Origin of the sequence: Nocardioides panacis, from assembly GCF_019039255.1 — a bacterium.
GTDB classification, from domain to species: domain Bacteria; phylum Actinomycetota; class Actinomycetes; order Propionibacteriales; family Nocardioidaceae; genus Nocardioides_B; species Nocardioides_B panacis.
Map to the genome: position 1 here is coordinate 1,808,478 of NZ_CP077062.1, position 21,998 is coordinate 1,830,475.

Sequence of the window (21,998 nt, forward strand, 5' to 3'; positions counted from 1 at the left end):
ACCCCGGCGTTCTGACAGGATCAGTGAGTGGACGACAGCACGCGCGAGCCCGTCGAGGTGCGGGAGCTCCGCGCCCTGGCGGACAGCGTCCGTGCGGCGCTCGGGGAGCCGTCCCGGCGCACCAGCCGCGACCTGCAGCACTGGCGGGGCCTGGACGCGAACCTCGACGCGCTGGACGGCATCGAGCGCACCACCACCCGGTCCGTCTGGAACATGCAGCCGCGCATCCAGTTCGACCCGGAGGACCCCGCCCCTGGCGCGGGCGGCTCGTCCGAGGCGCGTGGTGTCGAGACCGTGCTGATCACCCGGCCGGCCACCCTGGACGTCAACCCGCTGCTGCCCTCGATCCACCCGGACGCCCGGGTGGGCCCGGTCTTCCTGCGCGGGGTGGTGCTGGACGAGGAACGGGTCGTCATCGAGGGCCTGGACACCGCGGACGGCGAGCCGACCGCGTGGCTCACCGACCGTCCGCACCTGGTGGTGCTGATGCTGGAGCTCTGGCACCGCACGCTCGCGCTCTCCGCGCCGGTGCTCGCCCCGGGCCAGCAGCCGCTGCTGTCGCCGCGTCGGCTGCGGGTGGCGCGCCTGCTGGCGATGGGCGAGAAGGACCAGGCGATCGCCCGGCAGCTGGAGATGTCCGGCCGGACCGTCGAGCGTGAGGTCCGGGCGGTCCTCGAGGCCCTCGGCGCGCGCAGCCGCACCGAGGCCGTGCTGGCGATGAGCGGACGCGCATCCAACAGCCGGACCCGTCCGACCCGCTGACGGTGGGCTGTCGCCCCGGCTCAGTGGCTGTCGGCCGACTCCGCCGCCAGCACGGCCGCCCCGACGATGCCCGCCGTGTTGAGCAGCGCGGCGGGCACGATCCGGGTGTCGATACCCAGCAGCGGCAGGAACTTCTCGGCGTTCTTGCTCACGCCTCCGCCGACGACGAACAGCTCGGGGGAGAAGAGCCGCTCGAGGGTTCGGTAGTAGGTGGTCAGCCGCTCGGCCCACTCGGACCAGCTCAGGTCCTTCTTCTCGCGCACGCTGTTGGCCGCGACGGCCTCCGCGTCCTTGCCGTTGATCTCGAGGTGGCCGAGCTCGGAGTTCGGCACCAGCACGCCGTCGTACACCAGGGCTGTGCCGATGCCGGTGCCGAGCGTGGTGACGATCACCAGGCCGGCCTGGTCGCGCGCCGCGCCGTAGCGGACCTCGGCGAGCCCGGCGGCGTCCGCGTCGTTGACGACCACCACGTCGCGGTGCAGCTTGTCCCGGAACATCGTCACGGCGTCGGTGTAGATCCAGGACTCGTCGATGTTGGCGGCCGACTTCACCACGCCGTGCACGACGACCCCCGGGACGGTGATGCCGATCGGCGCGCCCTTGTCGGCGCCTCGGACGACGAGCTCGGAGACGACGTCGGCGACGTCCTGCGGCCTGCCGCCCTTGGGGGTCTCGACCCGGGTGCGGTCGGCGGCGAACTCGCCGGTGCCCAGGTCGACCGGAGCGCCCTTGATGCCGCTCCCGCCGAAGTCGATGCCGAACGGGTGAAGGGCGGACGTCACAGTCATGCGGGGACGCTACCAACCGCGGGCCCCGCGGCGACACCGCCGGCGCTGGGCACGTCCGTGTCGGCGTGGCACGATTCCCACGTGACCAGCAGACCGGCCCCGGAGCAGCGCCTCCAGGACCTCGCGCGGCTGCGCCGGGTGCGCGACCGCATGGACCGGGAGTACGCGCAGCCGCTGGACGTCGAGGCGCTGGCCCGGGGCGTGCACATGTCCGCCGGGCACCTCAGCCGGGAGTTCCGGGCCGCGTACGGCGAGTCGCCGTACAGCTACCTGATGACCCGGCGCATCGAGCGCGCGATGGCGCTGCTGCGCCGGGGCGACCTCAGCGTCACCGAGGTCTGCTTCGCCGTCGGCTGCGCGTCGCTGGGCACCTTCAGCACCCGCTTCACCGAGCTGGTGGGAGTGCCGCCGAGCGTCTACCGGCGCGAGGGCGTGCACTCGACGGCCGGCATGCCGCCGTGCGTGGCGAAGCAGGTCACCCGACCGGTCAGGAATCGAGAAGCGACGGATGCCCGGCGGCAACTAGCGTGAGCGGCATGAACCTCAGCATCCACACCACGGTCCTCCCGCATGACGACCCCGACGCCTCGGTGGCCTTCTACCGTGACGTCCTCGGCTTCGAGGTGCGCAGCGACTTCGGCCAGGGGCAGATGCGCTGGATCACGGTCGGCCCCCAGGGCCAGCCCGACACCTGCCTCCTGCTGGCTCCTCCGGCCGCCGACCCCGGCGTCACCGACGACGAGCGCCGCACCATCGTCGAGATGATGGCCAAGGGCACCTACGGCTGGATCCTGCTGGCCACCCCCGACCTGGACGCCACCTTCGAGCGCCTCCAGGCCGGCAACGCCGAGGTCATCCAGGAGCCGATGGAGCAGCCGTACGGCGTGCGCGACTGCGCCTTCCGCGATCCCGCCGGCAACCAGATCCGCATCCAGGAGCTCTCGTGAAGACGATGACCTGCCGGCAGCTCGGCGGCGCCTGCGACCTGCCGCTCCGGGGAGAGACCGCCGACGCGGTGATCAAGGCCCAGGACCGGCACCTGAAGGAGGCGGTGGCCGCGGGGGACAGCACCCACCAGGCGGCCCTGGACGACATGAGGGGCCGGTGGAAGCACCCGGTCAAGGGCATGGGCTGGTACAAGAGCACCAAGCGAGAGTTCGCCGAGCTGCCCGAGGACTGACCGCCCCGACCGCCCCGGACGAAAGAGGACCGACCTGCATGCCCCAGACGACGACGCCGCCGCACGACGCGGACAGCCACGACCTGATCCGCGTGCAGGGCGCACGCGAGAACAACCTCAAGGACGTCGACGTCGAGATCCCCAAGCGTCGGCTGACCGTCTTCACGGGTGTCTCCGGGTCGGGCAAGAGCTCCTTGGTCTTCGGCACCATCGCGGCCGAGTCGCAGCGGATGATCAACGAGACCTACAGCGCCTTCGTGCAGGGCTTCCATGCCCAACCTGGCCCGTCCGGAGGTCGACCGGCTCGAGGGCCTGACGACCGCGATCATCGTGGACCAGGAGCGGCTCGGCGCGAACCCCCGGTCCACGGTCGGCACCGCCACCGACGCCAACACGATGCTGCGCATCTTGTTCAGCCGGCTCGGCGAGCCGTACGTCGGACCGCAGACGGCCTTCTCCTTCAACGTCCCCACCCGCAAGGCGAGCGGCGTCATGTCCACCGACCGTGGCGGCCGCGTCGAGAAGAGCGTCGTCCGGGACGCCGTCTACCTCGGCGGCATGTGCCCGCGGTGCGAGGGCATGGGCAACGTCAGCGACATCGACCTCACCGCGCTGTACGACGAGACCAAGTCGCTCAGCGACGGCGCGCTGACGATCCCCGGCTACTCGATGGACGGGTGGTACGGCCGGCTGTTCGAGGGCGTCGGGCTGCCGATGGACAAGCCGATCGCGAAGTTCACCAAGAAGCAGCTCGACACGATGCTGTACGCCGAGCCGACCAAGATCAAGGTCGAGGGCATCAACCTCACCTTCGACGGGATCATCCCGAAGCTCCAGAAGTCGATGCTGTCCAAGGACCCCGAGGCGATGCAGCCGCACGTGCGTCGGTTCGTCGAGCGGGCGGTGACCTTCCAGACCTGCCCGGACTGCGGCGGCACCCGGCTGACCCGGGAGGCGCTGTCGTCGAAGGTGAACGGCAGGAACATCGCCGACCTGTGCGCGATGCAGATCAGCGACCTGGCCGACTGGGTCCGCGACCTCGACGAGCCGTCGGTGGCCCCGCTGCTCGTCGGGCTGCAGCACCTGCTCGACTCGTTCACCGAGATCGGCCTGGGCTACCTGTCGCTGGACCGGCCCGCCGGCACGCTGTCCGGCGGCGAGGCGCAGCGCACCAAGATGATCCGGCACCTCGGCTCCTCGCTGACCGACGTCACCTACGTCTTCGACGAGCCCACGATCGGCCTGCACCCGCACGACATCGAGCGGATGAACCGCCTGCTGCTGCAGCTGCGCGACAAGGGCAACACCGTGCTCGTCGTCGAGCACAAGCCGGAGACGATCGCGATCGCGGACCACGTGATCGACCTGGGTCCCGGAGCGGGCACCGGCGGCGGGACGGTCTGCTACGAGGGCTCCCTGGACGGGCTGCGGGGGAGCGGCACGACCACCGGACGGCACCTCGACGACCGGGCGAGGCTCAAGGAGTCGGTGCGCGCGTCGACGGGGACCCTCGAGGTGCGGGGCGCCTCCACGCACAACCTGCGCGACGTCGACGTCGACCTGCCGCTCGGCGTGCTCTGCGTGCTGACCGGTGTGGCCGGCTCCGGCAAGAGCTCGCTGGTGACCGGCTCGGTCCTGGGCCGCGACGGCGTGGTGTCGGTCGACCAGGGCGCCATCCGCGGGTCGCGGCGCAGCAACCCCGCGACGTACACCGGGCTGCTCGAGCCGATCCGCAAGGCGTTCGCCAAGGCCAACGGCGTCAAGCCGGCGCTGTTCAGCTCCAACTCCGAGGGCGCCTGTTCCACCTGCAACGGTGCCGGCGTGATCTTCACCGAGCTCGGGGTGATGGCCACGGTGGAGTCGCCCTGCGAGGAGTGCGAGGGCCGGCGCTTCCAGGCCTCGGTGCTGGAGTACACGCTGGGCGGCCGGGACATCAGCCAGGTGCTGGCCATGTCGGTCACCGAGGCGGCCGGGTTCTTCGCCGACGGCGACGCGCAGGTGCCGGCCGCCCGCAAGATCCTGGACCGGCTCGCCGACGTCGGGCTGGGCTACCTCAGCCTCGGCCAGCCGCTCACCACGCTGTCCGGCGGCGAGCGGCAGCGGCTCAAGCTGGCCACCCAGATGGCCGAGAAGGGCGACGTCTACGTCCTCGACGAGCCGACGACGGGCCTGCACCTCGCCGACGTGGAGCAGCTGCTCGGGCTGCTCGACCGGCTGGTCGAGTCCGGGAAGTCGGTGATCGTCATCGAGCACCACCAGGCCGTGATGGCGCACGCCGACTGGATCATCGACCTCGGGCCCGGCGCCGGCCACGACGGCGGCCGGATCGTCTTCGAGGGCACGCCCACCGACCTCGTCGCCGCGGCCTCGACGCTCACCGGCCAGCACCTCGCGGCGTACGTCGGCGGCTGAGCGCGCGGACCCGCGGCACCCCTTCCGAGCCCCGCTCACGCCTGGTCACTGTTCGCCGATAAGCGACATTATGTCAACTAGCGGAGACGGAAGCGGGGCAGCCCCTCCCCGGTGTCACGACGGCTGCTCAGCCGAACGGCAGCGCGTACGACGCCGGCGCCGCCTGCTGCCGGAGGTACACCGCGGCGTCCTCGGCCGGCAGCGGCCGCTCGAACAGGTAGCCCTGGCCGATGTCGCAGCCGTTGCGCCGCAGCCGGGTGCGCTGCTCCTCGTCCTCGATGCCTTCGCCGTAGACCTCCATGCCGAGCGCCTGGCCGAGGCCGATGACGCCGCGCAGCAGGTCGTCGGCCTTGCTCTCGTCGACGTCGTCGAGGTAGGACCGGTCGACCTTGAGGATGTCGACGGCCAGCGTCTGCAGGTAGGACAGCGCCGAGCGTCCGGTGCCGAAGTCGTCGAGCGCGACCCGGACGCCGATGTCGTGGAGGCCGTCGAAGCGGGCCCGGGCGGTCTCCACCTGCGGCTCGACGGCGGCCTCGGTGACCTCCAGGACGAGCTGCGAGGTGGGCAGGCCGCTGGTCGCCAGGCACTCCTCCACCATCGTCACGAAGCCGGGGTTGGCGAGGTCCACGCCGGAGACGTTGACGTGCGCGGTGAGCGGGATGCCGAAGGTCGAGGACCACTGCTGGATCTGCGCGCTCGCGGTGGACAGCACCATCCGGCCCAGCTCGGAGATCAGGCCGAACTCCTCGGCGACCGGCACGAACCGGGCCGGCGAGACGTGCCCGTGCACCGGGTGGCTCCACCGCACCAGCGCCTCGAACCCGACGACGGAGCCGTGGGTGAGGTCGACGAGCGGCTGGTAGCAGACCCGCAGGCCCTTCTCGTCGAGCGCCTTGCGGAGGTCCTTGCCGATCGCGAGCGTCTCGTCGGCGACCGCGATCAGCTCGGCGGTGCAGACCTCGATGTGGTTGCGGCCGGCCCGGCGCGCCTCGCGCACGGCCAGGCCGGCGCCGCGCAGCAGGTCGTCGGCGGTCGCCCGCAGGCCCATGGCCTCCCAGGTGACCAGGCCGAGGCTCGTGGAGAGCTGGACCTGGCGCTGGCTGGGCAGGATGAACGGGGTGGAGACGGCCGACACGACCCGGTAGGCGAGGTCGAGGGCCGCGGCGGGGCTGGTCAGGCTCGGGAACAGCACGCCGAGCTGGTGGTCGTTCATGCGGGCCAGCACGCCGAGCGAGCCGACCTCGCGGCCGACGCGGCTCGCGACCATCCGCATCAGGTCGCCGGCCGCCGCGTGCTCGTCCATGTCGACGGCCTCGCTCACGCCCTCGAGGTCGATCAGCAGAACCGCCGGCTGGGCGTCGAACGTCCGGGCGGCGATCGCGTTCGCGCACAGCCGCACGAATCCCGGGTAGGTCACCAGGCCGGTGGCCTCGTCACGGGTGTCCTGAACGACCGGCCGCGGGGCCGGTTGGTTCCGTGACTTCTGTCCCCACCGCATGCACTGACCCCCACGGATCCCACGTTGGTTAGGACCGGGCGGGCGTGCGCCGGTCTGAGGAGAAGAGTACGAAGACTGCGGCCTGTTTTGTCCCGATTCACCGGCAGAGGAACCGCACAGGCAGGCTTGATGGCCCATGTGGGCCATATTGCCCACCTGTGCGTCACCTGTGGGCCGTGCGGCGCCGGTCAGTAGCGTGGCAGCACCCGGTCGGCACCGCCGTCCCCCCACAGAAACGAGCACCCCATGACCGATCTCCGCGTCGTCGCCCTCATCCCCGCGAAGAGCGGTTCGGAGGACGTCCTGCGGGCCGCTCTCACCACCCTGGCCGAGGCCAGCCGGGGCCACGCGGGCTGCACCGGCTACGACCTGTTCGAGTCCGGCGCGGCAGCCGGCACGTTCGTGACCGTCGAGTCCTGGTCCAGCCAGGCCGAGCTCGACGCCCACCTGCAGACCGCCGACGTGGCCGCAGCCCTGGCCGCGGCGGACGCCCACCTGGCCGGGGACGTGGTCATCCACCCGCTCCAGCCGGTCGGCTGAGCCGGGTCGTGCACGAGGTCGCGCTGCCCGGTGACCGGGTGCTCCCCGGGCCGACCCGGTCCTGGACCGGCACCTCGACCTGGCCGCCCCGGTCGGGACGGCGTGGCCGTGGCTGGAGCAGCTCGGCAAGGGCCGCGCCGGGTGGTACCTCCCCCGGAGCGTCGAGCGGTTCGTGCCGCCGGGCCGGCGGGCGAGCCGTCGGGTCGAGGACCGCTGGCTCGGTCTCGCGGTCGGTGACACCGTGCCCGACTGGGGCCCGCTCGACCCGGTCTTCGAGGTGCTGGAGATCGAGCCGCCGCACCATCTCGTGTACTGGTCCGAGCGGCCCCGGCGGCCCCGGCGGCCGGGCAGCCGCGGCGTGCCGCGACCCCCGGTCCGGATGACCTGGGCGCTGGCCCTCTCCCCCGGCGCCCCGGGGCGCTCGCACCTGCACCTGCGGCTCCGGCTCGACCTGGGCAAGCCGGCCGGTCCGGTCGCGACGTACGGCGGCGGGGCGGTCGACCTGCTCACGGTGCGGCTGCTGGAGCGCGGCCTGAACGAGCGGCTCCGCGAGTCCCTCGGCACGGCCCGGGAGACCTCCGGCTAGGTTGGCGGGCGTGAGCAACGTGCCCTTCTCCCGCCGGCACGTGCGGCGCGACCTCGTGGTCGCGCTGCCGGCGGTCGGGATGATCCTGGGGGCCGTGCTCGGCGCCGGCCTCGGGCTGCTGAACCCGGACGCCTCGGCGGTGGGCTTCGCCGGCATCGGCATCGTGGTCGGCCTGGTCCTCGGCAACTTCCTGCGGCTGGTGTTCCGGCGTGAGTGACCCGGGGTCCGCGCTCACCGACCGGCCGACCCCGCACCTGGTGGTCGACGCCGACGTGCTGGTCGGCAACGTGGCCGCGATGGCGTCGTACGCCGCGGCGCGGGGCCTGGTGCTGCGACCGCACGCGAAGACCCACAAGAGCGCCGACGTCGCGCGCCTGCAGCTGGAGGCCGGCGCCGCCGGGCTGACGGTGGCGACGGTCTCGGAGGCGGAGGTGTTCGCCGACGCCGGCTGCCCGGACCTGTTCGTCGCCTACCCGCTCTGGGTGGACGCGGCCCGCGGCGCCCGGGTGCGGGCGCTCGCCGAGCGGGTGACGCTCAGCGTCGGCGTCGACTCCGTCGAGGGTGCTCGCGCGCTGGCCGCGCACGCGCCGGGCACCGCCGTGCTCGTCGAGGTGGACTGCGGGCACCACCGCTCCGGCGTGCCGCCGACGCTCGCCGGGGAGACCGCCGAGGGCGCCGCGCGGGCCGGTCTCGACGTGCGCGGCGTGTTCACCTTCCCCGGCCACAGCTACGCGCCGGGCGCCGCCGGTGCCGTCGCCGCCCAGGAGTCCGACGCGCTGCGTACGGCGGCCGCCTCGCTGTCCCAGCACGGGATCGAGCCCGTCGTCGTCAGCGGCGGGTCGACGCCGAGCGTGGCCGACGCCGACGCCGAGGTGCTCACCGAGCTGCGTCCGGGCGTCTACGTGTTCGGCGACGCGCAGCAGTGGGAGCTGGGCGCCGTCGAGCCCCGCGACGTCGCGCTGACCTGCCTCTCCACCGTGGTCAGCCACGCCGGAGGGCGGGTCGTGCTGGACTCCGGCAGCAAGGTGCTCGGCGCCGACCGCCCCGGGTGGGCCACGGGCTACGGCCGGCTGCTCGACCACCCGGCCGCCCGCATCGGCCTGCTCTCGGAGCACCACGCGGTCGTCGACTGGGGCGACCGCGCGCTCCCCCGCTCGGCAGCCGGGTCCGGGTCGTGCCGAACCACGTCTGCACCGCGGTCAACCTCGCCGACGAGCTGGTCGTCGTCCGCGGCGGCACCACCGCCGACGTCTGGCCCGTCACCGCCCGCGGAGCCAACACGTGACCCGGCCGGACCTGGTGGTCTTCGACTGCGACGGCGTGCTCGTCGACACCGAGCGGCTGACGGTCGGGGTCGAGGCCCGCGTGCTCGGCGAGCTCGGCTGGCCGATCTCGCCGGCCGAGGTGGTGGAACGCTGGATGGGCAAGTCCTCGGCGGCCAACCTCGCCGACGTGGCGGCGCGGCTCGGGCCCGAGGGGGCGCGGGAGTTCGACGAGCGGACCACCGCCGAGCTGCACGCGACCTTCGAGCGCGAGCTGACCGCGATCGACGGCGTGGTGGCCCTGCTCGACCACCTCGACGCACGGGAGGTCGCGACCTGCGTCGCGTCGAGCGGCACGCACGAGCGGATCCGCCGCACGCTCGGCATCACCGGCCTGCACCCGCGCTTCGACGGCCGCATCTACAGCGCCACCGAGGTGCGGCACGGCAAGCCCGCCCCCGACCTGTTCCTGCACGCGGCCGCCGCGATGGGCGTGCCGGCCGTCTCGTGCGCGGTGGTCGAGGACAGCGTGTACGGCGTCCGCGCCGGCGTCGCCGCCGGCATGACGGTCTACGGCTTCGCCGGCGGCCTGTCGAGCGCCGAGGCGCTGGCCGCGGAGGGTGCGATCACCTTCGACCGGATGGCCGACCTCCTCGAGGTGCTCGCCCCGGCGCCGGCCCGGTCCTAGGAGCCCTCCCACTCCGAGCGGAGCACGGCGAAGTCGTCCTCGTCGGTCCACTCGCCCTTGAACAGCTCGTTCTGCACGAGGTGCGCCTCGTGCCGCATGCCGATCTTGGTGAGCACGCGAGCGGACGCGACGTTGCGGGCGTCGATGCGGCCGATCACCCGGCGCAGGCCGAGCAGGTCGAACGCGATGTGCAGCATGTGCCGGGCGCCCTCGGTCGCCAGCCCCTGGCCCGCGAAGTCCGGGTGTAGCACGTAGCCCACCTCGCCGCGCAGGTGGTCGACGCTGCGCAGGATCAGCACGAAGTCCCCGACGAGCCGACCGGTCCGCTTGTCGAGCGCCGCCAGCGTCACGCCCTGGCCGTCGGCCTCCACGACCAGGCCCTGGTGCCGCACGAGCGCGGCCCGGGCGGACTCCTCGTCGCGCGGGAACCAAGGCAGGAACCGGGCCACGTCCTCGCGCCGGTGCAGGTCGAGGAACTCCTCGAAGTCGTCGGGCGTGTAGGTGCGCAGCCGCATCCTCTCGGTCTCGGCGGTGTACCCGGTGAAGTCCATCAGCCGATCCTGCTCTCGACGGGCGTGCCCAGCTCGACGGTCCGGCTGACCGTGCAGAGCCGGTCGTGGCTCTGCTGCACGGCCCGCGGGAGGACGTCGTACGCCGCCCGGCCGGCCTCGTCGTCGGGGAACTCGACGTCGAAGGACAGCACCAGGTTCGTCATCCGGTTGCCCTGCTCGTCGCGGATCTTGTCGCCGTGCACCCGCACGTCGAAACGGGTCGGCTCGGACCGCTTGGCGGTGATCAGGTCCACGTCGATGGCGCCGCAGCCGGCGATCGCGACCAGCAGCAGCTCGACGGGGGTGAACGTCTCGTCGGTGCCGCCCTGGCCGACCGCCAGCCGGCCGCCTCGCGGGTTGGTGGCCTCGTAGCGGCCCTTCTCCAGCCGGGTCATCTCGATGCTGCGCAGGGAGTCGTCGCTCATGCCCGCAGCCTAGGACCGGCAGCCGGCGGCCCGTGCCGATGGGACATGATCGGGGCGTGACCACGATCCCCGCGGACCTGCTCGAGCTCGCCCACGCCTACGGAGTCGCCACCGAGTTCCACGACTGGCGCGGCCGCCGGGTCGACGTACCGGAGCAGACCGTGTCGACCGTGCTCGCCGCGATGGACGTCGACGTCGCGGACCCCGCGCGGGCGCTGGCGGCGCGCGAGGAGGCCCGGTGGGCGCGGATGTTGCCGCCGAGCGTCGTGGTGGTCTCCGGCGAGGCGCGGTCCTTCCGGGTGCACGTCACCGACGGCGACCCGGTCGAGGTGAGCGTCGACCTGGAGGCCGGCGGCCGGCGTGACCTCACCCAGGTCGACCGCTGGGTGCCGCCGCGACGGGTCGGCAACCGCTCGGTGGGCGAGGCGACGTTCGCGGTGCCGACCGACCTGCCGCTCGGCTACCACCGGATCCGGGCCTGTTCCGGGCCGGTCACCGCGGAGGCCGTGCTGATCGTGACGCCGGCCTGGCTGGGGCTGCCCGAGTCGGTCCGGCACCGGCGCTCGTGGGGCCTGGCCGCCCAGCTCTACAGCGTCCGCTCGCGCCAGTCCTGGGGCGTCGGGGACCTCGTCGACCTCACCGACCTGGCCGTCTGGTCCGGCGCCGAGCTCGGCGCGGACTACGTGCTGGTCAACCCGCTGCACGCCGCCGAGCCGGTCGCGCCGCTGGAGCCCTCGCCCTACCTCCCCACCTCGCGCCGGTTCTTCAACCCGCTCTACGTCCGGGTCGAGCGGGTCGTGGAGTACGCCGCGCTGCCGGCCGCCGCCCGCGCGACGGTCGAGGCGCTCGCCGCCGACGTGCACGCCCGTCTCGACGACGTCGACGTGATCGACCGGGACACCGCGTGGACCGCGAAGCGCGCCGCCCTGCAGATCGTGCACGCCGCACCCCGCAGCGCCGGGCGCGAGAAGGACCTGGCCGCGTTCCGGGCCCGGCACGGCCAGGCGCTGCGCGACTTCGCCACCTGGTCGGCGATCGCCCAGGAGCACGGCAACGACTACCGCTCCTGGCCGGCCGAGCTGCAGGACGTGGACTCCCCCGCCGTCGCCGCGTACGCCGCCGCCCACGCACGGGAGATCGCCTTCGAGGCCTGGCTGCAGTGGGTCGTGGACGAGCAGCTCCAGCTCGCCCAGGCGAAGGCCGTCGGTGCCGGCATGGCGCTGGGCACCATGCACGACCTCGCGGTGGGCGTGCACCCCGGCGGCGCGGACGCCTGGCGGCTCCGGTCGACGTACGCCTCCCGCATCCAGGTCGGCGCACCGCCGGACCCGTTCAACCAGATCGGCCAGGACTGGAGCCAGCCGCCGTGGCGCCCGGACCGGCTCGAGGAGCTCGGCTACGCGCCGTTCCGCGACCTGATCGCCGCGGTGCTGCGGCACGCCGGCGGCGTCCGCGTCGACCACATCATCGGGCTGTTCCGGCTCTGGTGGATCCCCGAGGGCCGGCCGCCGTCCGAGGGCACCTACGTGCGCTACGACCACGAGGCGATGATCGGGGTGCTGGCGCTCGAGGCGCTGCGCGCCGGTGCGGTCGTGGTCGGCGAGGACCTCGGCGTGGTCGAGCCGTCCGCCCGTGACTACCTCAGGTCCCGCGGCATCCTCGGTACGTCGATCCTGTGGTTCGAGCGCGACGGGGACGGCGAGCCGCTCGCTGCCGAGCGCTGGCGCGAGCTCTGCCTGGCCTCGGTCACCACGCACGACCTGCCGCCGAGCGCGGGGTACCTGGCCGGCGACCACGTCCGGCTGCGCGACCGGCTCGGGCTGCTCGAGCGCAGCGTCGAGGACGAGCTCGCGGCCGACGACGAGGAGCGCGAGTCGTGGCTGGGCGAGGTGCGCCGCCGCGGGCTGCTGCCGGACGGGGCGGACACCGAGGCGACCGTGGAGGCGCTGCACCGCTACCTCACGCTGACCCCGGCGAAGCTGCTGTGCGTCTCGCTGGCCGACGCCGTCGGCGACCGGCGCACCCAGAACCAGCCGGGCACCACCGACGAGTACCCCAACTGGCGGGTGCCGCTGTCCGGCCCGGACTCGGCCCCCCTGCTGCTGGAGGACGTGCTCACCTCGCAGCGGGCCGCCCGGCTGGCCCGGTCGGTCGCCGTGCCGAGGGACTGACAGGATCGACCCCATGAGCTTCGAGACCCGTACGACGTTCCGCCCCGGCGACGAGCACGTGAACGCCTACAAGCTGATGACCGCGATCGTCGTACCCCGGCCGATCGCGTGGGTCACGACGCTGTCGTCCGAGGGCGTGGTCAACCTGGCTCCGCACTCGTTCTACACCGTGGCGTGCGCGCGCCCGCCGATCGTCCAGTTCACCTCGGTCGGCCGCAAGGACACGCTCCGCAACGCCCTGGAGACCGGCGAGTTCGTGGTGAACCTCGCCTACGGGCCGCTGATGGACGCCGTGAACAACAGCTCGGCCGCCTTCGCCGCCGACCAGAGCGAGCCCGCCCAGCTCGGCATCACGATGGCGCCCAGCGAGGTGGTGCGACCGCCGCGCGTTGCCGACTCCCCCGCTGCCATCGAGTGCCGGCTGCACAGCACCCACGAGCTCGGCGACTCCACGATCGTGCTGGGGGACGTGGTGGCCTTCTCGGTCGCCGACGAGGTCCTCGTCGACGGTCACCCGGAGTTCACCCGGCTCGACCCGCTGGCCCGGCTCGGCAAGGACGAGTGGGGCGTGCACACGCAGGTCAGGTCGCTCACCCGGCCGCGCACGCCCGAGGACATCTCCTAGGCCGCTCAGGCCGCGGGCACGGACCCGTGGAACACCCGCAGCCGCCAGTGCCCGTCCTCCTCGACCGCGAGGCAGGTCAGCCGGATCGGGTCCTCGGCGGCGCTGTCCGGGTCACCCTCCAGGGAGACCGTGCCCAGCGCCGCGAAGGTCACCGCGCCCGGCCGGACGTCCAGCACCGAGACGGTGTCCCAGACCCAGCGGACGAAGCCGCGCTGCCCGAAGACCAGCTCCAGGTAGCCGCTCACCGCCTCGCGACCGAAGCTGACGGCGCCGGTGCCGAGCAGCGCCGCGTCCTGCGTGAACAGCTCCAGCGTCCGGTCCCGGTCCTTGGCGCGTACGGCGTCCTGCAGCTCGACCAGGATCCGACGGACCAGGTCGATCGCCTCGTTCTGACGTGCGGGGCCGCTCACCCCTCGATCATCGCCGACCGCGGGGCGCGCGGTCGAGGGCGTGGTGTCCGCTCCGCGGGGGACGTTCGGCTCTGGCGCGGTCCCGGGCGGGCGCACGTCAGCGCGCGGTGGACCGGCACGGCGGAGCGCAGCGACACGACGCCGGCGGGGCCGGGTCCGGGCCGCTTCGCGGGCGGCTCGGCATAGCCTGCTCCCATGGCGGTGGACCGGAGTCGCAGGGCACGAGGTGCCCGCAAGCGCAAGCGCCGCATGGAGCGCGTGGAGCACGACCTCAGCGACGCGCAGTGGACCGCGATCAAGGAGCTGTGGGGCGGTTGCGCCTACTGCGGGGCGACCGACCGGCCGCTCCAGCGCGACTGCGTGCTGGCGATCTCCCGGGGCGGGCGCTACACCCTCGACAACATCGCGCCGGCGTGCGGCTCCTGCAACGCGAGCAAGTGCAACGACGAGGTGACCGGCTGGCTGCGCCGCAAGCGCCTGGACGAGCGGGCCTTCCTGGTGCGCCAGCACGAGATCAACGGCCGGCTGATGCAGAGGTTCCCGGTCGCGTCCGTGGTGGAGGTCGGGCTTCTGGACTCGCAGGCCCGCTGACGGTCCGGGCCGTACGTCGCCCGGTCACGGCCCGCCCCGGCCCGACAGGCCGTCGGCCACCAGCACGACGCCCACCAGGGCGGTCACGCCCGCGACGAGCGTCGGCCCGGCGCGCACGACGCGGGCCCGCAGCTCGGCGAGCCGCGTCCTCGCCTCACCGGGCCGGAGGGCGTAGTAGGCGTAGATCGACCCGACGCCCGCGGTCGACACGACGGCGAACACCACGAACGCGACGGCCGCGACCAGCCGGGCCGACTGGTGCTGCACCACCACGACCGCGGCCGCGGCGGTCAGCGTCCAGGGCTGCTCCAGCACGCCCAGCACGGCCGCCTCCCAGGGGCCGAGGCCCTCGAGCCGTCCCTCCCACCGCTTCGAGCCGCCGCCGGGGTGCGGGCGGTGCCGGCGCCGCCACTGCCGCACCGCCAGCGCGACCAGCACCAGGCCGAGCGCGACCTCGACGGCGTCCACCACGGTCCCGGCCGTGCCCCGGTGCAGCGGGTCGAACGCGCCGAGCTCGTAGCTGGCCACGAACACCACCGTCAGGGAGACGACCCAGCCGACCAGGAACGTGCCGGCGTTGACCCGGGCCCGGGTCGTCTCCAGCAGCAGCAGGAACACCACCAGGGTGCTGGGCGAGAGGCTCGCCAGCAGACCCAGGAGCAGGACCGGGACGATCAGGGCCATCGCACCGGCTCCGGACCCCGCGTCACAGGATGTTCACCGCCCGCGCGACCACCAGCGTGGCGAGGGTCAACGAGATCAGCGACTCGCCGATCATCATCAGCTTGGCCCAGCGCCTGATCGCCGACACGTCCGTGGGCCCGAACGCGGTCGCGGTGTTGAAGGACAGCGTCAGGTAGTCGGCGAACTGCGGGAACCAGTCGGACGTCGTCATCTCGGGGAGCGTCATCTCCGGGAAGACGAAGGCGGGGCACGCGGTGGAGGGTCTCGTCGCCCTCGCCGCCGCTCCCCCGCCGTCGAGGTCCCAGAACCAGAGCGCGAACGTGATCACGTTGATCAGCCAGACGATGGCGCCGGTGGCGAACAGCTGCTGGGCCGACTCGAAGTGCCGCCCGGACAGGATGCCGGCGACCAGGCGAGCCGCGGACACGGCGTTGACGATCGTGATCAGCCCGATCATCAGCCCCGTGGTCACCCGCAGCCAGGAGCGGTCCCGGTCGATCCGTCCCGGGTCGCCGGCCACCAGCACCACGATGAAGAGCACCAGGAACACCGGGTAGATCCAGTGCGGGGCCACCCGGAACGACCCCGGCAGCAGCTCGTGCAGGGCGCCCGCGGCGAGAGCGGCGGTGACCATCGGCCACCGTCGCTCGGCGCGCCGGCCGGCGGTGCTCATCGGCCCTCCGATCGCCTGGCCTCCTGTCGCCGGTGCCGGCCGGACGCCCGGGACCCGACCCCCGCCCTAGCTGAGGGAGAAGGGCGGGTACCGGTCGGTGACGAGGAGGATCGCGTAGGCCTCGACGCGGAGCCACCAACGTCCGACCCCCACCACGAAGTCGAACAGCCCGCGCGGGTAGCGCCCGGTGAACAGGATCGCGAACCAGGCGACGACGACCGCGAAGAAGGCCCCGATGGACAGGAAGAAGAGCACGATGAAGTGCGGGATCGCCAGCAGCCACTTCACCAGCGGCAGCCAGCGGTTCAGGTCGCGCTCGACGTCGGGGTAGTCCAGCTCGAGGTGCACGCTCTGCTCCTCGACCGTGGACGGGTACTGGTCGGTGAGCAGCACGACGTACGCACCGACCCGGGCACCGAACCGGGCCAGCTCGAGGGCGAAGTCGAACCACCAGCGCGGGTAGCGCTGCCGGAACAGGATCATCAGCAGGGTCGCCATGAACAGGCCGGCGGTGATCCCCCCCGCTCGTCGTGCTGACGGTCTGGCCGTTCTCGGTGTACACCGTCTGGCTCGCACCGGCGGTGAGCACCCCGAGGACGATCGCGATCGGGATGACCAGCACGAGCCGGAAGAAGGTCGTCGCCCGGTTCAGCTGGTCCGGGTAGTCGACCTCGAGCCGCGCGGCGTAGGCGGGCGGAGCCGAAGGCACGCTCATGGGCCCTCCAGACTGCTGGACGTGAGCCCTCGGGCGCCAGAGGACCACCGGACTCCTGGGTTCCAGGCTCGCGGCGGCTCGGCAGGGGCGCAATAGTCCGATCCCCCCCCGGTCCCGGTAGTCAACCGGTGCCTCACGGGTCCGGGGGTGGGCGCTACCTCACCCGGTTCCTCCGACCGGCGGCGAGCACCGTCGCCGGGTCCAGCCGTCGCCGCGCCAGCGCCTCGGCGACGATTCCGAGCTTCTGGTTCGAGCCGCGCGCATAGCCGCGCAGCGCCTCGAAGGCGCTGTTCATGTCAAGGCGACCACTCTCGGCGAGGATGCCCTTGGCCTGCTCGATCACCACCCGCGAGTCGAGGGCGGCGTGCATCTGCTCGGCGAGCAACGACGCCCGGTGCAGCGACCGCTGCTGCAGGATGCCGACGGTCGCCACGTCCGCCAGGGCCTGCGCGACCTCGCGCTGGTCGGGGGTCATCGGCGGCTGCTCGGCACCGAACAGGCTGAGCCCACCGATGTTCTCCCCGCGCAGCCGCATCGGCAGCGACTGGACGGAGCGGAAGCCGGCACCCAGCGCGGCGGGGGCGAACCTCGGCCAGCGCTCGTGCTCCCGGGTCAGGTCGGCCGACGCCACGACCCGGCCGCTGCTGACCGACTCCAGGCACGGGCCCTCGGCGCTCTGCAGCTCGAAGAGCCCGAGGACACGGGCGTCCTCGTTCGAGGAGGCCGTCGGGCTGAGGTTGCCGCGCGCGTCCACCAGCACGATGCCGGCCGCGCTGATGTCGAACAGGCCCATGCAGGACGCGACCAGGAAGTCGAGGAAGCCGTCGATGTCGTAGTCGTCGACCAGCGTGTCGGCCAGGGACACGAACGTCTCGGAGAGCACGCTCTCCCGTGCCCGTCCCGGCGGACCGGTCACCGGGTCCTGCGTCGGTCCACCCTCGGTCATCGTCGTTCCTCTCCGAACCTGTAGGTGCGCGCGACCACGTCGGCAGCCAGCTCGCTCACCGAACGACCGTCACGGTAGGCGGTGGCCCGCAACCGGACCAGCGCCTCGTCGATCGTCACGCCGAGCTGCACCATCACCATGCCGGCCGCCTGGTGCACCGTCAGCGGGTACGACGAGTCCGACTGCTCGGGCGGGAGGTCGTCCCAGTCCAGCATGTGCCGGCCCAACGCGCTGACCGTGGACACCGAGCTGGCCAGCTGCTGCGGGCTCAGACCGCCGGGCTCTCCGCGGTAGAGGTCCATCACGCCCAGGGCGACCGCCCCGACCCGCACGGGGAACGCGAACACCGCCCGCACGCCGACCCGACTGACCTCGTCGAGGAACATCGGCCACCGCGCGGCGACCCCTGCGGCCGGGTCGCGCAGGTCCGAGATGAGAACGGGTGCGCCGGACGCGGCCGCCTCCATGCACGGGCCCTCGCCGAGCGTGAACTGCAGCTCCTCGATGCGCGAGGCCACCGGGTCCGTCGCGTGCAACGTCACCGGGATGCCCGACGCGGTCAGCACCGAGACCCCGCACCCGTCCACGGCCGAGTCGTCGACGCAGGTCCGGCAGAGTGTCTCCACCCGCCCGGGCGAGCGGGGGTCAGCCTGTGCGTGCGGCTCCATGCATCACCCGCCACCTGTCGCACGCAGCCTGGCCTCCGGACGACGGCTCACGTGTGTGCATCACCCGGACTCTAGTCCTCATCACGCGGACAGCGCCGTAGAGCGGGCGAACGGTCCGGTAGCGTTGTCCGCGACGTCGCCGACTCGGCCCTGCGGCGCGTCACTACGGGGGAAGGGTGAGCACGACGTGACGAGCGACCGGTCAGGCACCCGGACCTGGACTGCGGACGTCTCCCACATCGCCGAGGCCCGCCGGTTCGTCGCCGGGCACCTGGCCGCGAACGGTCGCGGGGACCTCGCACCGGACGCCCGGCTGATCGTCAGCGAGCTCGCCACGAACGCCCTGATGCACGCCGGCACCCCCTTCACGGTCACCCTCGACGTCGGGGACGACGCGGTGCTGCTGCGGGTGACCGACGGGTCGGCGCAGCTGCCCGTCGTCGGCGAGCCCGGTCTCGACCAGTCCGGCGGCCGCGGGCTCGGCATCGTCGCGGCCCTGGCCGGCGCGTGGGGCGTCACCTCGGAGCCGGGCGGCGGCAAGTCCGTCTGGGCGTCGATCCCCACAGGCGGAGCCGGCGGACCGGCCTGAGCGTGCCCGGCGTCAGCTGCAGCCGGAGAACAGCGAGCCGTCGAACAGCTCGGGCATCTCCTTGCGCAGCAGGGGATCCGCGACGTCCTTCGCGATGACCGCGGTCCGGGGGTGCACCGGCCGCCCGTCGACGAGGTCGTACGACGTCCGGCTCAGGTCCCACGCCAGGACGACGCCCGGGGGCTCGGACGCGGTGCCGGTGACGACGGCCACGCCGCCGTCCTTCGTGCAGGTCGCGGTCATCGGGGCGGCGCCTCCGTCGGTCGCCACGAACGGCACGACCGGCTGCCCGCCGACGGTCACCTCGGTCAGCCCGTCCGGGCCGCCGGCGCCGAACAGGTGCGGCTGGGAGCCGCCGCGCGGGTGCGGCTTCGCGGAGAGCAGCACGAGGTCCGGGGCGCCGGCACCACGCAGGTGCACCACCGTCGCGCCCTTCGTCACCAGGTCCAGCCCGGCGACGTCGTGGCTCGCCCCGCCCGGTGCCAGGAGCCGGTGCGCGCACGGATCGGACCCCTGGCCGGTGAGCCGGACCGTCTCGAGCGACCCGTTCCCGTCCAGGTCGGCGCGGGCGACCGCCGTACCCTTCCCGGCGCAGGCGTCCGTCGCGGGGGCGCCCGTCGTGCCGCCCTGCTGGCCGCAGCCGGAGACGGCCGCGAGCGCGGCGAGGGCGAGGAGTGTTCCGAGGGCTCTCATACGGGTGCGACGCACCGGCTACGCCCCGGGTTCCGTGCGGGCCAGCAGGCCTGCACGCACGACGGGCCACTCGGCGCGCAGGACCGAGAAGTACGCCGTGTCCGCGACCGTCCCGTCGTGCCGGCGGCGGTGCCCGCGCAGCACGCCCTCGGGCTGCGCCCCCAGCCGCCGGATCGCGCCGGCCGACCGGGTGTTGTCGGCGTCGCAGCGCAGCGCCACCCGCTCGCAGGACCAGGTGTCGAACGCGTGCCCGAGCATCAGCAGCTTGGCGTGCGGGTTGGTGTCGCCGCCCCAGAAGTCCCGGCCGTAGTAGGTGTGCCCGATCTCGACCCGCGGCACGGAGGGCACGTGCTCGTAGAACGACGTGATCCCCCGCAGCCCGCCGTCGCTGCTGGACGTCACCGCGAACCCCAGCGTGGTCGTGTCGTCGAGGAGCGCCTCGATGCTCTGCTGGGCGGTGTCGGGGGTCAGCGGCAGCGGCGAGGTGTGCCAGGCGTACGCCGCGGCGTCCCCGAGCCCGGCCAGGGCGGCGGCGTGCGCGGTCGCCAGCGGCACCAGCGTGACCACCGGTCCGGTGAGGTGCAGGTCGTGTTCCACGTCGTCGACCCTAGGGGGGACCCGGGCCCAGCAGCCAGGTCGCGCCGTACGCCGCCGAGCCGGCCGCCAGCACGCCGAGGACCGCCGCCGCCGTGCGGGGGCCGGCCCAGGACAGCCGCAGCGCCACCGGCATCAGCAGCGGGAACGCCGGCAGCAGGTAGCGCGGCTTCGAGCCGAAGTAGCCCGACGTGGTCAGCGCCAGCGCCAGCAGCACCCCGGCGAACACGAGCAGCGGCGCCGGCTGGCCGTCGCGGACTGACAGGACGAGCAGCCCCAGGAGCACGGCGACGCCGAGCACCAGCAGCACGCCCAGCGGCCACTGCGGCCCGGTGAGCAGCTCCCCGGCCCAGGCCGCGAAGGCCCGGCCGCCGTCGAACCCGTTGCCCCAGCCACGGGCGACCCGGAAGTACCCGTCCGGCTCGCCGACCCGCAGCCCGACCCAGCCCACGTACCCCAGCAGCCCGGCAGGAGCGAGCAGCGCCCCGAGCGGCGGACGGGCGCCGCGTTCCCGCAGCACCTGCGCCACCGCCGCCACGACCACCGCGGCCACCACCGCGGTACCCACCGGGCGGGTCAGGCCGGCGAGGGCGGCCAGCAGTCCCGCCAGCAGCCAGCGGCGTCGCAGGCACGCGTGCAGCGCCCACGCCGCGAGCGCGGTGAACAGCGCCTCGCTGTAGGCCATCGACGTGACGACCCCGACCGGCAGCGCCGCCCAGAGCACGGCGAGCACGACACCCGCGCGGACGCCGTGCACCCGGGCGCCGACGGCGTAGATCCCCCGGCTGCGACGACGGTCGCCAGCCCGCTCACGACGAGTCCCACATCGACGTACGCCAGGCCGGTCAGGGTGCGGCCGGCGCGCTCCAGCAGGGGGTAGAGCGGGAAGAACGCGTAGTCGGACAGCTGCCGTCCGTCCGGGTGCAGCACCGTGTGGCCGTAGCCCGAGCGGGCGATGCCGGCGTACCACTGGGAGTCCCACCGCACGAGCCGCGCGTGCGCGCTGCGACCGTCGTGCGCCGCCGCGAGGGCGAGCACGATCAGGCCGAGCAGCCGGACGGCGACCACCAGCAGCACCGCGGTGACGGCCCCCCCGGCTAGGACGCATCGCGGCGCGGGACCACCGGCGGGACGACGGGCGGGACCACGGGCGGGACCACGGGCGGGACCACGGGCGGCTCGGCCGGCGCCCGGTGCAGCCGCCGGCGCGCCGCGCGGAGCAGCTGGCGGGGGCCACCGCTGAGCACCGTGTCGGGCACCGCGGTGTCGATCGCCGCCGTCAGCTGGAGCACCACCCCGCCGATGATCAGCCCGGCGATCAGGTCCGCGAACCAGTGCCAGTTGAGGGTGAGCGACGTCACCACCATGGTCGCCGAGAGCAGCACCACGACCGACCACATCACCCGACGGGTGGTCACGCTCACCGCCCGGTAGCTGCCGAGGAGGTACACCACCAGGCCGTAGACGAGCACGATGTTGGAGGTGTGCCCCGAGGGGTAGGCCATCCCGCCGACGAAGAACGCCGGGTCGGCCGCACCGGGCTGCCCCCGGCCGAGCAGCACCTTGAGGACCAGCACCAGCAGGTTCAGCGAGAACACCGACGCGGCGACGACCCACACCGGGCGCCAGGTCTCCCGGTAGCGGCAGGCCACGAACGTCGCGACGGCCAGGACCGGCAGGCACACCGCCCGCTGCCCGATCCGGTCCAGCACGTGCAGGAACGGCACCCAGCCGTGCGGCGGCGGAGCCAGGTTGAAGTAGGCGTCCAGCGAGATCAGGGGACCCATCGCCAGCAGCGTGAAGCCGACGAAGACCAGGAAGAGGAAGCCGGCCAGCGCGAGCCCGGAGGAGACCTCGCTGGTCCAGTCGTCGTGGGCCGTCGCCTCGGAGCGACGTCTCCAGCCCATCCCGGTCGCCTCCCCGTGCCTGCGCAAGCCACTGACCGCG

Annotated in this window: 27 protein-coding genes and 2 pseudogenes; 15 read left to right on the top strand and 14 right to left on the bottom strand. The window is 73.5% G+C overall.

Annotated features, from left to right (window positions below; all coding sequences use genetic code 11):
- Nucleotides 1-27: 27 nt before the first annotated feature.
- Nucleotides 28-762, top strand: a complete 735-nt coding sequence (locus tag KRR39_RS08730; RefSeq protein WP_216941645.1) for a helix-turn-helix transcriptional regulator — start codon at nt 28-30, stop codon at nt 760-762.
- 20 nt (nt 763-782) lie between these two features.
- Here KRR39_RS08730 and ppgK read toward each other — a convergent pair whose 3' ends face one another.
- On the bottom strand, nt 783-1,550 hold the full coding sequence (gene ppgK, locus KRR39_RS08735) for a polyphosphate--glucose phosphotransferase (RefSeq protein ID WP_216941646.1): 768 nt from the start codon (nt 1,548-1,550) through the stop codon (nt 783-785).
- 81 nt (nt 1,551-1,631) lie between these two features.
- Here ppgK and KRR39_RS08740 point away from each other — a divergent pair, with 81 nt between their 5' ends.
- The 4 genes and pseudogenes from KRR39_RS08740 to KRR39_RS08755 all read left to right on the top strand — a co-directional run bounded on the left by KRR39_RS08740 (nt 1,632) and on the right by KRR39_RS08755 (nt 5,142).
- Nucleotides 1,632-2,081 (top strand): helix-turn-helix transcriptional regulator, encoded by a 450-nt coding sequence (locus KRR39_RS08740; RefSeq protein WP_216941647.1) that lies wholly within the window; start codon nt 1,632-1,634, stop codon nt 2,079-2,081.
- Between the two features lie 5 nt (nt 2,082-2,086).
- A complete protein-coding gene (locus tag KRR39_RS08745) occupies nt 2,087-2,497 on the top strand; it encodes a VOC family protein (RefSeq protein ID WP_216941648.1) in 411 nt (136 codons plus the stop codon).
- Nucleotides 2,498-2,502: 5 nt separating this feature from the next.
- A complete protein-coding gene (locus KRR39_RS08750; protein WP_254185706.1) occupies nt 2,503-2,730 on the top strand; it encodes a hypothetical protein in 228 nt (75 codons plus the stop codon).
- Nucleotides 2,731-2,768: 38 nt separating this feature from the next.
- Nucleotides 2,769-5,142, top strand: a pseudogene (locus KRR39_RS08755) (ATP-binding cassette domain-containing protein).
- Nucleotides 5,143-5,269: 127 nt separating this feature from the next.
- Here KRR39_RS08755 and KRR39_RS08760 read toward each other — a convergent pair.
- A complete protein-coding gene (locus KRR39_RS08760) occupies nt 5,270-6,787 on the bottom strand; it encodes a putative bifunctional diguanylate cyclase/phosphodiesterase (RefSeq protein ID WP_367303717.1) in 1,518 nt (505 codons plus the stop codon).
- A 99-nt stretch (nt 6,788-6,886) separates the two neighbouring features.
- On the opposite strand from KRR39_RS08760, the gene KRR39_RS08765 reads away from it, so the two are divergent.
- The 5 genes and pseudogenes from KRR39_RS08765 (at nt 6,887) to KRR39_RS08790 (ending at nt 9,716) form a co-directional block, all read left to right on the top strand.
- Nucleotides 6,887-7,180 (top strand): putative quinol monooxygenase, encoded by a 294-nt coding sequence (locus KRR39_RS08765; protein WP_216941651.1) that lies wholly within the window; start codon nt 6,887-6,889, stop codon nt 7,178-7,180.
- Nucleotides 7,181-7,352: 172 nt separating this feature from the next.
- Nucleotides 7,353-7,766: a hypothetical protein gene (locus KRR39_RS08770; RefSeq protein WP_216941652.1), complete on the top strand. Its 414-nt coding sequence runs from the start codon at nt 7,353-7,355 to the stop codon at nt 7,764-7,766.
- Between the two features lie 10 nt (nt 7,767-7,776).
- A complete protein-coding gene (locus KRR39_RS08775) occupies nt 7,777-7,983 on the top strand; it encodes a hypothetical protein (protein ID WP_216941653.1) in 207 nt (68 codons plus the stop codon).
- Nucleotides 7,984-8,062: 79 nt separating this feature from the next.
- Nucleotides 8,063-8,934: pseudogene (locus KRR39_RS08780) on the top strand (alanine racemase); the annotation flags it as partial.
- 113 nt (nt 8,935-9,047) lie between these two features.
- A complete protein-coding gene (locus tag KRR39_RS08790) occupies nt 9,048-9,716 on the top strand; it encodes an HAD family hydrolase (protein ID WP_216941655.1) in 669 nt (222 codons plus the stop codon).
- Here the strand turns inward: KRR39_RS08790 and KRR39_RS08795 are convergent.
- Both KRR39_RS08795 and KRR39_RS08800 read right to left on the bottom strand, forming a co-directional pair.
- On the bottom strand, nt 9,713-10,267 hold the full coding sequence (locus tag KRR39_RS08795; protein ID WP_254185617.1) for a GNAT family N-acetyltransferase: 555 nt from the start codon (nt 10,265-10,267) through the stop codon (nt 9,713-9,715). The two genes, KRR39_RS08790 and KRR39_RS08795, sit on opposite strands and share 4 nt — an antisense overlap.
- The gene (locus tag KRR39_RS08800) at nt 10,267-10,692 is read right to left on the bottom strand and encodes an OsmC family protein (protein ID WP_216941656.1); all 426 of its coding nucleotides are present in this window, start codon (nt 10,690-10,692) and stop codon (nt 10,267-10,269) included. The genes KRR39_RS08795 and KRR39_RS08800 overlap by 1 nt, the downstream gene beginning before the upstream one ends.
- 56 nt (nt 10,693-10,748) lie before the next feature.
- Here KRR39_RS08800 and malQ point away from each other — a divergent pair, with 56 nt between their 5' ends.
- Both malQ and KRR39_RS08810 read left to right on the top strand, forming a co-directional pair.
- On the top strand, nt 10,749-12,863 hold the full coding sequence (gene malQ, locus KRR39_RS08805; protein ID WP_254185618.1) for a 4-alpha-glucanotransferase: 2,115 nt from the start codon (nt 10,749-10,751) through the stop codon (nt 12,861-12,863).
- A gap of 13 nt (nt 12,864-12,876) precedes the next feature.
- Nucleotides 12,877-13,488: a flavin reductase family protein gene (locus KRR39_RS08810; protein WP_216941658.1), complete on the top strand. Its 612-nt coding sequence runs from the start codon at nt 12,877-12,879 to the stop codon at nt 13,486-13,488.
- 5 nt (nt 13,489-13,493) lie between these two features.
- On the opposite strand, the gene KRR39_RS08815 is transcribed toward KRR39_RS08810, so the two are convergent.
- Nucleotides 13,494-13,898, bottom strand: a complete 405-nt coding sequence (locus KRR39_RS08815) for an SgcJ/EcaC family oxidoreductase (protein ID WP_216941659.1) — start codon at nt 13,896-13,898, stop codon at nt 13,494-13,496.
- A 195-nt stretch (nt 13,899-14,093) separates the two neighbouring features.
- On the opposite strand from KRR39_RS08815, the gene KRR39_RS08820 reads away from it, so the two are divergent.
- Nucleotides 14,094-14,489, top strand: coding sequence for an HNH endonuclease (locus KRR39_RS08820; RefSeq protein ID WP_254185619.1), 396 nt, complete (start codon nt 14,094-14,096; stop codon nt 14,487-14,489).
- Nucleotides 14,490-14,513: 24 nt separating this feature from the next.
- On the opposite strand, the gene KRR39_RS08825 is transcribed toward KRR39_RS08820, so the two are convergent.
- The 3 genes from KRR39_RS08825 to KRR39_RS08835 form a co-directional block, all read right to left on the bottom strand.
- Nucleotides 14,514-15,173, bottom strand: a complete 660-nt coding sequence (locus KRR39_RS08825) for a GAP family protein (protein ID WP_216941660.1) — start codon at nt 15,171-15,173, stop codon at nt 14,514-14,516.
- Nucleotides 15,174-15,195: 22 nt separating this feature from the next.
- Nucleotides 15,196-15,846: a DUF1345 domain-containing protein gene (locus KRR39_RS08830; protein ID WP_216941661.1), complete on the bottom strand. Its 651-nt coding sequence runs from the start codon at nt 15,844-15,846 to the stop codon at nt 15,196-15,198.
- 66 nt (nt 15,847-15,912) lie between these two features.
- Nucleotides 15,913-16,344 carry a DUF4389 domain-containing protein gene (locus KRR39_RS08835; RefSeq protein ID WP_216941662.1) on the bottom strand — a complete coding sequence of 144 codons (432 nt, stop codon included), beginning with the start codon at nt 16,342-16,344 and terminating at the stop codon, nt 15,913-15,915.
- Between the two features lie 32 nt (nt 16,345-16,376).
- Between KRR39_RS08835 and KRR39_RS25600 the strand changes: the two genes are divergently transcribed.
- Nucleotides 16,377-16,511: a hypothetical protein gene (locus tag KRR39_RS25600; RefSeq protein WP_302053569.1), complete on the top strand. Its 135-nt coding sequence runs from the start codon at nt 16,377-16,379 to the stop codon at nt 16,509-16,511.
- Between the two features lie 204 nt (nt 16,512-16,715).
- On the opposite strand, the gene KRR39_RS08840 is transcribed toward KRR39_RS25600, so the two are convergent.
- The gene (locus KRR39_RS08840) at nt 16,716-17,507 is read right to left on the bottom strand and encodes a GAF and ANTAR domain-containing protein (RefSeq protein ID WP_216941663.1); all 792 of its coding nucleotides are present in this window, start codon (nt 17,505-17,507) and stop codon (nt 16,716-16,718) included.
- Entirely contained in the window at nt 17,504-18,133 is a 630-nt protein-coding gene (locus tag KRR39_RS08845; protein WP_216941664.1) for a GAF and ANTAR domain-containing protein, read from the bottom strand. Before KRR39_RS08845 ends, KRR39_RS08840 begins: the two co-directional genes overlap by 4 nt.
- 229 nt (nt 18,134-18,362) lie before the next feature.
- Here KRR39_RS08845 and KRR39_RS08850 point away from each other — a divergent pair, with 229 nt between their 5' ends.
- On the top strand, nt 18,363-18,764 hold the full coding sequence (locus KRR39_RS08850; RefSeq protein ID WP_216941665.1) for an ATP-binding protein: 402 nt from the start codon (nt 18,363-18,365) through the stop codon (nt 18,762-18,764).
- Nucleotides 18,765-18,776: 12 nt separating this feature from the next.
- On the opposite strand, the gene KRR39_RS08855 is transcribed toward KRR39_RS08850, so the two are convergent.
- From KRR39_RS08855 to KRR39_RS08870, 4 genes are all read right to left on the bottom strand, one after another.
- A complete protein-coding gene (locus KRR39_RS08855; RefSeq protein WP_216941666.1) occupies nt 18,777-19,457 on the bottom strand; it encodes a hypothetical protein in 681 nt (226 codons plus the stop codon).
- Between the two features lie 18 nt (nt 19,458-19,475).
- The gene (locus KRR39_RS08860) at nt 19,476-20,054 is read right to left on the bottom strand and encodes a GNAT family N-acetyltransferase (protein ID WP_216941667.1); all 579 of its coding nucleotides are present in this window, start codon (nt 20,052-20,054) and stop codon (nt 19,476-19,478) included.
- Between the two features lie 10 nt (nt 20,055-20,064).
- The gene (locus tag KRR39_RS08865) at nt 20,065-20,808 is read right to left on the bottom strand and encodes a hypothetical protein (RefSeq protein WP_216941668.1); all 744 of its coding nucleotides are present in this window, start codon (nt 20,806-20,808) and stop codon (nt 20,065-20,067) included.
- 340 nt (nt 20,809-21,148) lie between these two features.
- The gene (locus KRR39_RS08870; protein ID WP_216941669.1) at nt 21,149-21,958 is read right to left on the bottom strand and encodes a phosphatase PAP2 family protein; all 810 of its coding nucleotides are present in this window, start codon (nt 21,956-21,958) and stop codon (nt 21,149-21,151) included.
- Between the last annotated feature and the right edge of the window lie 40 nt (nt 21,959-21,998).